The sequence below is a fragment of the Methylophilaceae bacterium genome, from assembly GCA_018398995.1.
Classification (GTDB): Bacteria; Pseudomonadota; Gammaproteobacteria; order Burkholderiales; family Methylophilaceae.
This window is the reverse complement of sequence record CP073759.1, coordinates 1181655-1195429: the sequence shown is the minus strand read 5'-3', so window position 1 is coordinate 1195429 and position 13775 is coordinate 1181655. Positions and strand designations below refer to the sequence as shown.

Sequence of the window (13775 nt, the reverse complement as noted above, 5' to 3'; positions counted from 1 at the left end):
ATGACATCTAACAGTTTACATTTGGCAAAAACCCCTGCTAGGGTAGAGAAGTCAATTAAGTATCTCGCTATGTTTTTTTTCGTATTCCCCTTTCTGACTTTATTTTTGCCTTGGCAACAAAACGTCACCGCACTTGGCAAAGTAACTGCTTATTCGCCAGCTGAGCGAACGCAAACAATTGATGCACCCGTTGGGGGCGTCATTACCAAATGGCATGTGCAAGAGGGCACAAAAGTGAAGAAGGGCGATGTATTAATTGAGATTAGTGATATTGATGCACAATTTAAAGATCGATTAGAGTATCAACGCGATAACTTAAAAGATAAATTATTAGCAAAAGAACAAGAACTTAAAACATATCAAATACAACAACAGAATCTGCTCAACTCTCAAGATGCTAGAATTGCATCATCACAATTCAAATTAGATGTTGCAAACCAAAAAATCTTAGCCGCTTCAGAGGCTATCAGCGCATCAGAAGCAACTGTAGATGCTGCAACGCAACAAATCAATCGCTTGCAACGTCTATTGCAAGATGGTCTCGTATCTAAACGCGATGTTGAGGTGGCAGAACGAGACCATATTATTGCAACCCGCAATTTAAATAGTGCGCGCGCGCAATACCAATCAGCCAAGGCAGAAGCGCAATCTGCAAAAGTAGAAATTGAGCAAATTAAAGCTGACACTCAGGCGACACTAGAATCAAATAATGGTGTCATTAATAAAATCAAAGGCGAGTTGGCCGATAGCCAAAATAGTCTTGCCAGTTCTGAAGTGAGCTTATCTCGCCAAAGTATGCAGCGCATTGTCGCACCAAGAGATGGCACGATTTATAGGTTGCCAGTTAACTCTCAATCACAGGTTATTTCACAAGGACAACCGCTATTGGTCATTTTGCCTGACACAGAAGAGCGCTCAGTTGAGTTGTGGGTTGATGGTCGAGATGCGCCGTTAATTGTCAAAGGTAGCGAGGTGCGCCTTGAATTTGAGGGATGGCCAGCGATACAGGTTGCGGGTTGGTCTAATATAGGCTTTGGTACATTTCCAGGTAAAGTCGCTTTTGTTGACCCAACGGATAATGGTAGCGGCAATTTTCGTGTCATGATAGTGCCCTCTACTAGTGAATGGCCATCTGCTAGATTTCTAAAACAAGGCATTAGTGCTAAAGGTTGGATCCTGCTAGACAGAGTGACGATTGGTTACGAAATTTGGCGTATATTAAATGGATTCCCACCGCGTATTCCACAAGAAGAAGTATTGATTAAGAAATGATGATAATCCGCATGTTGTCAACGATGAACGTCATCATATGCTTATTAGCGCTATTTTTTTTTGCACAGACTAACATTGCCTTAGCTGCAAATAAAGCAGTGCAATTACGTGTTGATAAACAGTTGAGCACTGACAATACTTTTTCGCCAGAAACTTATAGTATTGAGCCGCCAACTAGTTTGCAATCTGAAATTGAAAAACAAAAAAAAGTAATCCAGCAAACAAAGCCACTGACCATTGATATACAAAAGGCACTCATCCCTTTTGATCGTCCAGACAACCCTGATGGCATCAATCCAAATTTACTCAAAGAAAGTGGTCAATTTGTTTCTATTGCAGATATCAGGCAAAAAGCGCTGATGAATAACTTAGAAATTAAAATCATCAATTTTCAACCAACCCTTGCCCAAACTATCGTGAGAGAGGAAGAAGCCAAATTTGATAATATTATTTTTGCTTATGCAAAACTGGTTGAAACAGACTTGCCGGGCTTTTCATCTGATAGTGTTAAGTTTACGGCCAGCGACCCTGCGTTAAATAATCAAAATGTTAAATTAAATGTGCTAGAGCAACAATCAAGATATCTTGATGCAGAAGCTGGTGTGATGGTGCCACTCAGGACGGGCGGTACGGTTACATTGAGTTCTCCGCTACAAAGAAAGATGAGTGAAGGCCTAACAGATAGTAAAGAGTACCGTAGCGCCTTACAATTTTCATTCAGCCAGCCGTTGTTAAGAAATGCTGGCGTCCGCGTCAATGAAGCGAGCATCAATATCGCCAGCTTAAATAGGCAAGAAGAAGACGTTAAAACACGCTTACAAAGCATGCGTATTGTGGCCATCATTGATAAAGCCTACTGGGAGCTGTATGAAGCATGGGGTAATTTAGATATTCGCCGTCAACAATACGAATACGCTAATCAAAATTTAGAGATGGTGAAACGCAGAGTAAATGAAGGGTTAACCGCTACAATAGAAATCAATCGTGCAGAAATTGGTGTTGCTGACAGAATGGAAGCATTGATTATTGCAGAAACAAATTTAAAATTAGCGCAGCGGCAAATTCATTTTTTTACCAATGATATCAACGAAACGACCGAACAGATTATCATTCCGAAAACACAACCTAGTTTAGTCAAGTACCAATTCAATAGAAATCAGTTGTTACAAGATGCTTTGTCTAATCGTCTCGAGTTACTACAACAAGAAGTGAAATTGGCTGCTGATGCCATCAATATTAATTATTTAGAAAACCAAACGCTACCTCTGTTTACCTTAGATTATCAATATGGCGCGCTGTCTAATACCACGAATAGTTTCAACAATACCTATCGCAATGTGCTTGACGGCAACTTCAGTGATTGGTCAATTGGGTTTAAGTTTGAAATGCCGTTCACAAATGAGGCAAGAAAAGCAAAACTAGAAAATGCTGTTCAACAGCGATTACAACGACTGACAACAAAAGCGTTGCAAACACTCACAGTCAAAAGAGAAATTTATGACGCTTTAGATAAAGTAGACCAAGACTGGCAACGTATATTAGCCGCCAGACAACAAGTCTTAATTGCTGGTATTAACTATGAGGCCGAGCTGAAGCAGTTCAATGAAGGTCTCAGAACCATGACAGAAGTATTAGAAGCATTAACGCGCTTGGGAGATGCGCAAATAAAAGAAATTCGGGCGATTAGTGATTATCAAACAGCATTAATCGATACCGCTTTTGCGACAGGCACATTGCTCGGCTATAGTAAAATCAACTTTCAATAGTGCATTGCAACGGCATTAATCGATGCTCGTCTTAAATGCACTTGCCACCTTTGAAGCACCTCATTGATTTCTCCAAAACTGTGAATGGCTTAAACAAGATGGGCTAGGGATGATAAACTGCTTCGCTATAGGAACCATAGGCTGACAGGCAATTCGCTTTATACAACTAATCCATGAGTAATCAATTCCAACTATTTAAAGCGCAACGGTTTAGGGCATTATTCTTGACCCAATTCTTAGGCGCTTTTAACGACAATGTCTTTAAAACGGCATTGATTACCTTGGTTGTTTTTCGTACCAACCAACTCACCAGCATAGACGCAACAACGATGGCCACGCTTCTGCCGGGCTTATTTATCCTCCCCTTCTTTTTATTTTCGGCCACTGCTGGGCAAATTGCCGACAAATTTGAAAAATCACAACTCATCCGAATAGTAAAAGCATGTGAAATCATCATCATGTTGATTGCCAGTATTGGATTTTTGATGCACAGCATGCTTTTGCTGGCTAGTACACTCTTTATGATGGGTGCGCAATCAGCACTTTTTGGGCCAGTTAAATACGCCTATCTACCACAACAATTGCATGAAGATGAGCTATTAGGCGGTAATGGTATGATCGAAACAGGCACCTTTATTGCTATTCTATTAGGTCAAATATTAGGTGCTTGGCTCGCCATGCACAGTCATCGCGAATTCAACATTAGTCTATCTATTATTACATTAGCCATGATAGGTTACTGGTGCAGCCGCAGCGTGCCAGCCACGGCTGCCGTCGATCCTAAACTAGCCATCAACTGGCACCTATTTAGAGAAACCGTCTGTAATCTAACATTTGTTTGGCAACGTCAATCTCTTTGGTTAGCTATTATTGGCATTTCTTGGTTTTGGTTTTTTGGCGCTACTTTACTGGCACAATTGCCCAACTTTGCAAAACTCACCCTTTACGGTGATGAGAGTGTCTTTATTTTAATGCTGTCTGTTTTTTCAATGGGTATCGGCATTGGCTCACTCTTATGTGAAAAACTATCAAATCACCGCATTGAACTTGGACTTGTACTGTTTGGTGGCATTGGTATTACCCTATTTGGTATTGATTTATATGCGACTAGCACGCACGTTTCAACCGCAATAGCGCCCACAATAGCGCATTCTTATCTGTATTTTCTGTCCAGTTTCACGCATCTGCATTTGCTATTAGATATACTATTGATTGGTATATTTGGCGGTTTCTACATTGTTCCCTTATATACCTTTATTCAATGCCCATTAGAAAAAAGTCACCAATCTAGAATTATTGCAGCCAACAATATAATGAATGCCTTATTTATGGTGGTTTCTGCCTTATTTTCACTCTGTATTTTTAGCCTGGGTTTTAACATTCCACAATTGTTTTTAGTCACCTCCATGTTAAGCGCCATCTTCATGATTATCCTGTGCATGCGTCAACCGGTTTTTTTATCACGGTTTTTAGCTTGGACTTGTATTCGTAAGCACAAATAAGGCAGACTCCATGTTTTATCATTTCACATTTATAATGGTTATTTAATTGCTTCAGTCAAAGATGAAATCAACACCCACTTCGTCCGTCACGCCTCATTTTAATCACTTACAAAGGCCCGTGAAATGACAACAAAACAACATGCGCCATTTATCAAGCAAATGCTGCTAAACACCTTGGTATATCTGCTAAAAGGTGGCTTTTACCTTCGCAACGCACACTTACCACCAGCTAATGGCCATGTTATTCCGAACAATTTTTTAGGTATTTGCGTCGCTTCAAACGCCAATATCGAAACAGATAGTTATATCATTCATCAATTGAAAGTATTAGGTATTGAGCATGTGCGGCTAGATTTTACTTACCATGATTTGGATAGCTTCAATGCGCGTTTTTTACAAAGACTCATCACAGAAGGGTTTGAAATTACCTTACATCTAATCGCACCGTTTGATGCCGCAAAAAATATGCATGAACAGCAGGAACAAACACACTGGCAGCAATTTTTAACCACAGTACTCAACCGATATGGTGCATCGATTAAACAAATAGAAATTGGCAACACCATTAATCGCAAGCGCTGGGCAGGCTATCACATTCATGGCTTTTTAATTGCTTGGGAGATTGCCTATAAAGCCATTAAATCGTACAACATACCCTTACTAGGCCCTAACGTCCAAGATTTTGAACCCATGTATAACATTAGTCTACTCAAGATCTTACAAGCTAAAAACCAATTACCCGATATACATACCGACAATCTATTTGTAGAACGCGTAATAGAGCCAGAACGCAATGACCATCGTGTTTTTAAATATATTTGGACACGGGTATTCAAATTCAATTTGATCAAAAAAGCACGTCTATTGCAAAAAATCGGACATGATTTTGGCGTTGCGCAAACGATCTCGTCCGCCGCATTTTGGGCGATTTATCGTATTAAACGCATCCTGCCAGATGGTGAACAAAAGCAAGCAGATTATTTAACACGCTATTTCACCTTATTAGCTGCTTCAGGCGCCTTACAACATGCCAACTGGGGTGCGCTAATCTGTCATCGTGAAGGGCTAATCAACGATGGCTTAACCGACGCTGAGTATCCGCAGTTAGAGCGCATCAGCCATTATCAATCAGCAGATGGTGAATTAGCGCAATACAAGCGACATCCTAGTTTTGATGCCATGCAAACCCTGGTTAAAAAATTTAATGGTGCGCGCTATCAAGCCGCCATTGCCAACGGTAAACATTTAGAAATTCACCATTTTACCCAAGGCAATATCCAATATCATATCGCCTGGACAACAAACGGTAAAGTGGCTTATCTTGCTGACATCTACAGTGAGGCGTCGTTAAAATCTGCAAAAATACTAGATCGTGATGGAAGTCCGCTAAACAGAAATAACGAATTTATTTCCGAATCACCTATTTATTTATGTTGGGAAGCAAACGACAACATTACCGTTCTAGCAAAACCAAGTGTGGCGCATCATGTCGCTATGTATCCTCACATACACAATTTACAATATTTTAGATTCAACCAAGATGGCTGGAGCGGTTTAGTGTTAGCAAACGATGCTAACCAAGCCAAACAACTGATAGACGGGCTGCACCCAGACAAGCTGACTGCGCCGGATAAATCACAATCATTGCGTCATGCCCGTAATGCTATTTGGGCAATCCAAGACCCTAGAAACGCACAGGCCAAACTGACTGTTAAACAGCCTATCAAAATGTATCCACACAAAACATTACTTGATCGTTTTAAACCGAGCAAAGCCAGACGCAGCTGGAATGGTGCAATTGAGTTATTAAGACGCGGTATCGGTACCGCACAACCAATCGCCTACTTCGAAAAAGTGGGCGATAACACGCTCAAGCAAAATTTTTATATTTGCGAACACGTAGAGTCCCACTTCAGTATTGGTGAAATATTTGCTGCTTTTGCACGAGGTGAACAGACATACCATGGGTTAACACCTGAAGAAGTCTACAAACAATTTGCGCAATTTTGTCACATCATGCACGGACGATTTATTTTCTTTAGAGACTTTTCGGGTGGTAATATTTTGGTTAAACAAGATGAGCATAACCAACTCCACTTTTCGTTAATTGATACCGCACGACTTCGTGCACTAGAAACATCACCATTCCCCATGCAATACAGGCTGGCCGATCTTGTTCGCGCTTGTCATAAACTGCATCAAGCAGGACGTGAACGCTTTATGCAAATTTATTTGGGATTAAATGGCAAACAGTTTGATCGCTCAGCAAAAATGGCTTTCTTAGCCTACGACTGTAAAGTCAAACTGAAACGCACCATCGGTCGCAAAGGCATCAACAAACTCATCAAACGCATCAAAGCTAGCAGTTAACACAATCTAATGAAAATCATGACTTGCTTTTAAGTAGATTAGACACGGTGTTTTTTTAGCCTAGCAGTAATATCTTTCCTACGTAATGCAATAGCTTACGAATTTAAACAAAAGGAGAATTACTATGTGGACAACACCAGCAGCTACTGAAATGCGTTTCGGTTTTGAAGTTACAATGTACGTAATGAACAAGTAATTTTTGTTTTTATGTATTAAATTAAAGGCGCCAATGGCGCCTTTAATTTTTGAGGTTCTTAAATCCCCCTTTATCAAGCTGAGTAGCGCAAACAAAATAAGATGAAGGCGAGGACTGTTTGAGCACCGCGACAGACCATGATTTGTGTGGTCTGTTAGGGCGAGTTCCGCAGTCGCTTATTTTGTTGAGCAACGCAAGGGACCCGAAGGGCTTGATAGCAGGGTGTGTGTTTCTTTGGTTACTTTCTTTGGCACAAGCAAAAGAAAGTAACTCGCCTAAAGGCGAAAAGGAAGGCTACTTAAAAGAGATACCTTGTGAACCAAATACGTTATAGCACCCGCAAGGGGCGTCCCCAACCTCGCTAACCGCTCAAGCGGTAAGTCGGTTGTGAAAAGTGACTAGCTGTCGGGCTACCCCCGACTTGGTGAATAGTTAATCAATACTCAACCGGCGGATAGCGCTACGCTAATCTACCGGAGTAGATTTAGGCGCATAGTCTGCCTCTTTGCCATAAAAATCATCTAATACAAACTCAATCATTTCTTTGATATTTAGTTAGACTGAGAAAATTCGGTAATGCATTTTTTATTATGAGTGGCTGATTTTTCTCTCAGTACACAATTTTTGCATCAATCGACCCTAAATCTGAATGAGCTAAAACTGTATCCCTTAAAGATATAAGCTTGTCATGAATCTCTTTCATTTCTGAACTAAACTGAGGTTCTAGCATTTTGAGTTTCGCAGTAATTATTCCTCGAGATTTTTTAAACGGCTTACAGTATTCGATAATTGTCATTCTATACGCCATAGCCCAAACTTGAGTTCCTGGTGGGATAGCTTCCAGTTCACAGATGGTTCTCAATGCTCTGTTTAAGCAAGTGATTGACTCTTGGTAATATATATATTTTTCTTCCATATATCGTTACCTAACGCTAAATAAACGAATTATCTCTATCTATCGAACTGCAAATAAGAAGCCATTCATACCTACTCCCCAACCACAAACCCCTTAGGCAACAACACCCAAATCTCGCCCTGTTGTTTCATCGACCCTGCCTTAGCGCCAGCCGCATCACCCGCACCCCAAAAGAAATCAGCTCTGACGCCACCGCGAATCGCACCACCGGTATCTTGTGCCAACATTAAGCGCTTGAGTGGTTTGTTGCTGTTTGGTTCTGTGGTGGATAAGAAAATGGGCGCGCCTAACGGAATAAATTTTGGGTCGATGGCAACGCTTCGCTCTGCGAAAATCGGCACGTTTAATGCGCCTAATGGTCCAGGCAAACCTGCTGGTAACTCTCTAAAAAACACATAGCTGGGATTGCTATTGAGCAAATGCTGTAACTTATCTGGATGATTACGCGCCCAATTTTTAATACCTTGCATGGAAGCTTTATCTAAGGTGAGCTCACCTTGTTCTACCAAAAGGCGTCCAATTGATTTATAAGGATAGCCATTTTGGTTGGCATAGCCCACTTGCACTTGCTCGCCATTGTCTAATTGCACGACGCCTGAGCCTTGTATTTGCAAAAAGAACACATCAATGATGTCGTCTATCCAAAATAATTCATCACCCGCTAATGGTGACGGCTTGGTATCAATTTCTGCCCGTGTGCGATAGGGCACCAACTTTTTACCTTCGAGCTTACCTCTTATTCGTTTAAATTTTAGCTCAGGATAAGCCTCGGCCAATTCAACCGTGATTAAATCTGCTGGCTCACGATACAAGGGATAAGGATATTGTGTTGACTGCGTTTTGCTGCCATTTAAAAGCGGTTGGTAGTATCCAGTTATTGTGCCAGTTGAGGTGCCATCTTCGTTGTAAGCGCGATAAACATCAAAGTAATTTGAAAAATAATCAATAATCGCCGCATTATTTGGCTGTTTCATTAATTGTGCGGTGTCGCATGCGGCTTTCCAGTGCTCTTTTTTACCCAAGCGCATACAGCTTTGCAGCCAAGCTGGCCATGCATCAGTCACATTATCTTGCAACAGACCATCTAAATCTTGCCAGTTGGCTGGTTTTAGCAAGGTATATTGTGCAATCTCCTCTGTTGGCGTGACGTGTTGCTGTTGATCAGTGGTTGGCTGTTCAGACGCAGGCTTTTCAGTTACTGGCTTTTCAACGCGCGCTTTATCGGCAGGAGTAGGTGCTGGTTTTACGGCTTGTTTTGAGCAAGCGACTGTCATCAACATCACGCATATAAATAAGCTTATTTTTTGCATAGTCAATCAAACACTTTATTAGTGAAGCACTCTTGGGGCTGCAAGGGTAAAGGGCGCAATCGTTGCCTCGAATGATGTACCATCAACCGCAACAATTTGATAGCTACCATGCATCTGGCCTACTGGGGTATTGAGCACGGTGCCACTGATATAAGTAAATGTCTCACCAGCCTGAAGCAAAGGTTGCTCACCAATGACGCCTAAGCCTTTTACTTCTTGCAGGTGATTATCTGCATCAGTAATGATCCAGTGACGGCTAATCAGTTGCGCCGCCACGCTACCGGTATTGATAATCGTGACGGTATAAGCAAAAGCATAACGGTTATCTTCTTCGCTAGACTGGTCCTCTAAATACGCCGTTTCTACTTGAACGGAAAATCGATATTGTGTTGTCATTAAGCTATCATCCCTGTCGTTGGTGAACTTGGGCTTGCCATGTATAACTTTTTAGCCATACGACCTGCCAAATAAGCTTCTCGACCAGCTTCAACTGCTTTTTTCATTGCCGATGCCATTAATATGGGTTGATTGGCGCTTGCAATTGCCGTATTCATTAAAATTCCAGCACAACCTAATTCCATGGCAATCGCCGCATCACTCGCTGTACCAACACCGGCATCCACCAGCACAGGCACACTTGCATTATCGATGATGATTTCTAGATTCCATGGGTTCAAAATGCCCATACCGGAACCAATTAATGACGCTAAAGGCATAACCGCACAACAGCCAATGTCTTCTAGTTGTTTTGCAATAATCGGATCGTCTGACGTATAAACCATGACATCAAAGCCTTCTTTGACCAGCGTTTTAGCGGCAGCAATGGTTTCAATCACATTAGGATATAAGGTGTTAGGGTCGCCTAATACTTCTAATTTAACCAAGTTATGTCCATCCAACAATTCGCGCGCTAAGCGCAATGTACGCACTGCATCATCTGCCGTATAACAGCCTGCAGTATTAGGTAAATAGGTAAACTCTTCTGGTGGCAAGTAATCCAATAGCGATGGCTCACCCACGGTTTGGCCTATATTGGTTCGACGGATGGCTACCGTCACTATCTGTGCACCACTGGCATCAATCGCCGCGCGCGTCTCTTGAAAATCTTGATACTTACCTGTGCCCACTAACAGCCGTGAACCATAGGTCTTTCCTGCAATTACTAACTGATCTGTCATATTTATTTTCTATCCGTTTTATTTTAACCACCACCAACTGCGCCAACTACCTCTAACGTATCGCCATCTTGCACCATGGCTTGCGCATATTGGCTTTTCGGTACAATTTCACCATTACACTCAACTGCAATCCGTTTTCCTGTAAACCGTAATTCACTGAGTAGCTGAGCAACCGTCAACTGACCCACATCAAAATGTTTAACAGCTCCATTCACCATTATCTGCATATTAAAAAAGACACTCCCGCATCATCAATTGTTCACATCACGAATCTATTATAACTAGCATTCAATCACATTCTGTTAAAAACGTTAACACCAAGCGTGATGAAACGCGATGGGCATTTGTTTCAATTTCGCAACAAATTTGAATATCAATGCATAAAACCTAATGATTTTAATGATTTGTTTACGATGACTGTTCACAAATACGAACTATCTTGCTAGATTGCACTCAACGTTATTGCAGACGTAGAAGTATATATAAACCCATGTACCGAAACAAAATTTCAGTACATTTAACTCCCAAAAGGAAAAAGCACCATGAATCAAGCTGTTAACCATGCAGATAGCAACAAAACATCGTCAGATAAAGAGACGATTGAGCAAAAAGCCAAAGAACTAAACAACTCAGAAGATAAGCGCCTGCTGAAACTAAAAGAAACTAATCAGTTCCATCGTTATGTAGAAGCAAGTTGCGATTGCGTTTAATACGCACGTAAAAATAAAAAAGTATAAAAAAAGAGGATGACCTTAGTCACCCTCTCTTCTAGTAAGTGCAAATTACCGTTGATTAATCAATAGCAATCTGCGGACGACCCGGCTCTGGCCAATCTAAGTGGAAGAACTCACCGCGCGGTCTATCTTTGCGCTCATAAGTATGCGCACCAAAGTAATCACGTTGACCTTGCAACAAGTTTGCTGGTAAATCTGCACTACGATAACCATCATAATACGCCAAAGCAGCTGCAAAACCTTGTGCGGGGATGCCATTGGTCACAGCCAATGCAATCACTTTACGCCAACCTTCTTGTCCTTTGTTCATCTCTTCAGTGAAATATGGGTCTAACATCAAGTTTTTCAGACGTGAATTAAGTGAATAAGCATCAGTAATTTTTTGCAAGAAACGTGCGCGAATGATACAACCACCACGCCAAATTTGAGAAATCTCACCAAAATTAAGTTTCCAGTTATAAGCCACTTGTGCTTTATCAATTAGTTGGAAACCTTGGGCATAAGCACAGATTTTTGAACAATAAAGCGCGTTTTTAATCGCTTCGATTGTTGCTTTTTTCTCAGAATCTGGAATTGCTGTTACTTTAGGTCCTTTTAGAATCTTACTTGCAGCAACACGCTCTTCCTTCACGCTTGAAAGTGCACGCGCATAAACAGCCGCAGCAATCGCATTCGCCGGCGCACCCAACTCAAGTGCGTTCGCTGCTGTCCATTGGCCTGTTCCTTTTTGACCTGCCGTATCGAGAATCATGTCTACTAAAAACTCTTTAGACATTGGATCTTTTTGCTGCAAGATATCTGCGGTAATCTCAATTAAGAAGCTAGACAACTCACCTTTATTCCACTCTTCAAACACTTTACCAATCTCATCAGACTTCATACCTAGTAAGTGTTTCATGAGCCAGTAAGCTTCACAAATCAGTTGCATATCAATATATTCAATACCGTTATGCACCATTTTTACATAGTGTCCTGAACCATCAGGGCCAATGTATTCAGCACAAGAGAAACCGCCAACCACAGGCTTGCCTGGTTCTCCACCTTCTAGTGGCTGACCCGTTGCAGGGTCAACTTTCGCTGCAATGGCTGTCCAAATTGGCTCTAGCGAAGCCCAAGCCTGGCGCGTGCCAGATGGCATTAATGAAGGACCAAACCGCGCCCCTGTTTCACCACCAGATACACCTGAGCCGATAAATTCGATATCTTTTGCTCTGAGCTCTTTTTCGCGACGAATGGTATCTGTCCATAATGCATTACCACCATCAATGATGATGTCGCCTTTTTCCAAGAACGGTAGTAATGCGTTAATTGTTAAATCAGTTGCCGTACCTGCTTTAACAAGGAGAACAATTTTACGAGGGCGTTTAATGCTGAGTACAAACGTAGCTAAGTCCGCGTGTCCAATTACATTAGCATGTGATGGTTCATTTTTTTTGCAATACTCGATAAACTCTTTCATTTTATCGGTACTTCGGTTATAGACAGCTACGTTATACCCATGATCTGCCATATTCAATACGAGGTTTTGCCCCATTACGGCAAGGCCAATCAGGCCAATATCAGCGTTTTTTGTGGTCATTTTTCCAATACTCTTTCTTTAAATTGATAATTTAAATTAATAATTAAGCTATTGCTTGTGGCGCAAGCTTGCGATGTTTACTACTTTAGTGTGTTACAAAACATTTGTGTGGCTAACTGATAGCCTGTTGCTGCTAATTGAGGGTCATAACGTTCGCCTTCATCGCGCATAAACGCATGCTGCCCATTAAACTCATGCCATGAAAAGGACAAGTTAGCATCGGTTAGTTTTTGGTAGACCATCATACGTCCAGCTGTAGGAATATGGTTATCTTGTTTGCCCCAAATCATCATCAGTTCGCCTTTGATATCTCCTAAGCGATCCATGCTATGTTGATTTGGTTTGTTTGGAATAATATTAGTATGCAAATCAGTCGCATAAAAGCAGGCTGTTGCTTTTACTTCTGGCTGCAGAGCGGCGCGAAAAGCCAAATGGCCACCGATACAAAAGCCCATTGCACCCAAATAACCGTCATACCAACTTTGCGTATTTAAAAATTCAATCATCGCACGATTATCAGTGTCGTAACCCTGTACATCTTTGGCTGATTTATCAGCATTACCTTTGTCACGACCAGCATCGTCATAACCCAAAACAGTGCCAATCGGGTTTAATTCATGAAATACCTCAGGCACAAGCACGGCATATCCTTGACCTGCCATCATTTTGGCAGCACGCTCTATGGGACCAGTCTGATGAAAGATTTCTGAATAAAACAAAATCGCTGGCACTTTTTTATTATGTGTTGGTCTATGGATATAGGTTCGCATGATGCCAGTTGGGGTATTTAAATCGACAATTTCTGATTGTATTAACATAGTTTTGACTTCATTTATCCATTAGTTGTCTATTCTACAAGGCTTTATTGTCTGTTTCACCCCCATTGGTATAATTTTGTTAAATTATTTGCTGTGCTTAAGTATATCGATAGGATGTAAAAATTGATTTACTG

General features: G+C 41.3%; 13 protein-coding genes. 6 read left to right on the top strand and 7 right to left on the bottom strand.

What is annotated here, in order from left to right; all coding sequences use genetic code 11:
- The 5 genes from KFB94_06170 (at position 1) to pqqA (ending at position 7106) form a co-directional block, all read left to right on the top strand.
- Entirely contained in the window at positions 1-1272 is a 1272-nt protein-coding gene (locus KFB94_06170) for an HlyD family efflux transporter periplasmic adaptor subunit (protein ID QVL44893.1), read from the top strand.
- Positions 1273-1295: 23 nt separating this feature from the next.
- Complete coding sequence (locus KFB94_06165) at positions 1296-3038, top strand: TolC family protein (protein ID QVL46589.1); 1743 nt, start codon at positions 1296-1298, stop codon at positions 3036-3038.
- A gap of 173 nt (positions 3039-3211) precedes the next feature.
- Positions 3212-4540 (top strand): MFS transporter, encoded by a 1329-nt coding sequence (locus tag KFB94_06160; GenBank protein QVL44892.1) that lies wholly within the window; start codon positions 3212-3214, stop codon positions 4538-4540.
- Positions 4541-4663: 123 nt separating this feature from the next.
- Positions 4664-6910: a hypothetical protein gene (locus KFB94_06155; protein ID QVL44891.1), complete on the top strand. Its 2247-nt coding sequence runs from the start codon at positions 4664-4666 to the stop codon at positions 6908-6910.
- 124 nt (positions 6911-7034) lie between these two features.
- Entirely contained in the window at positions 7035-7106 is a 72-nt protein-coding gene (gene pqqA / locus KFB94_06150; GenBank protein ID QVL46588.1) for a pyrroloquinoline quinone precursor peptide PqqA, read from the top strand.
- 610 nt (positions 7107-7716) lie between these two features.
- Here the strand turns inward: pqqA and KFB94_06145 are convergent.
- From KFB94_06145 to thiS, 5 genes are all read right to left on the bottom strand, one after another.
- The gene (locus KFB94_06145; GenBank protein QVL44890.1) at positions 7717-8022 is read right to left on the bottom strand and encodes a hypothetical protein; all 306 of its coding nucleotides are present in this window, start codon (positions 8020-8022) and stop codon (positions 7717-7719) included.
- Positions 8023-8093: 71 nt separating this feature from the next.
- On the bottom strand, positions 8094-9332 hold the full coding sequence (locus KFB94_06140; GenBank protein QVL44889.1) for a murein transglycosylase A: 1239 nt from the start codon (positions 9330-9332) through the stop codon (positions 8094-8096).
- An 18-nt stretch (positions 9333-9350) separates the two neighbouring features.
- The gene (gene apaG / locus KFB94_06135) at positions 9351-9728 is read right to left on the bottom strand and encodes a Co2+/Mg2+ efflux protein ApaG (GenBank protein ID QVL44888.1); all 378 of its coding nucleotides are present in this window, start codon (positions 9726-9728) and stop codon (positions 9351-9353) included.
- On the bottom strand, positions 9728-10510 hold the full coding sequence (locus KFB94_06130) for a thiazole synthase (GenBank protein ID QVL44887.1): 783 nt from the start codon (positions 10508-10510) through the stop codon (positions 9728-9730). The genes apaG and KFB94_06130 overlap by 1 nt, the downstream gene beginning before the upstream one ends.
- 23 nt (positions 10511-10533) lie before the next feature.
- Entirely contained in the window at positions 10534-10737 is a 204-nt protein-coding gene (gene thiS / locus KFB94_06125; GenBank protein ID QVL44886.1) for a sulfur carrier protein ThiS, read from the bottom strand.
- 315 nt (positions 10738-11052) lie between these two features.
- Between thiS and KFB94_06120 the strand changes: the two genes are divergently transcribed.
- Positions 11053-11220 (top strand): hypothetical protein, encoded by a 168-nt coding sequence (locus tag KFB94_06120; GenBank protein QVL44885.1) that lies wholly within the window; start codon positions 11053-11055, stop codon positions 11218-11220.
- A gap of 82 nt (positions 11221-11302) precedes the next feature.
- On the opposite strand, the gene gndA is transcribed toward KFB94_06120, so the two are convergent.
- Together gndA and KFB94_06110 are read right to left on the bottom strand one after the other, a co-directional pair.
- The gene (gndA, locus tag KFB94_06115; protein QVL44884.1) at positions 11303-12823 is read right to left on the bottom strand and encodes an NADP-dependent phosphogluconate dehydrogenase; all 1521 of its coding nucleotides are present in this window, start codon (positions 12821-12823) and stop codon (positions 11303-11305) included.
- An 80-nt stretch (positions 12824-12903) separates the two neighbouring features.
- Positions 12904-13641, bottom strand: a complete 738-nt coding sequence (locus KFB94_06110; GenBank protein ID QVL44883.1) for a dienelactone hydrolase family protein — start codon at positions 13639-13641, stop codon at positions 12904-12906.
- Between the last annotated feature and the right edge of the window lie 134 nt (positions 13642-13775).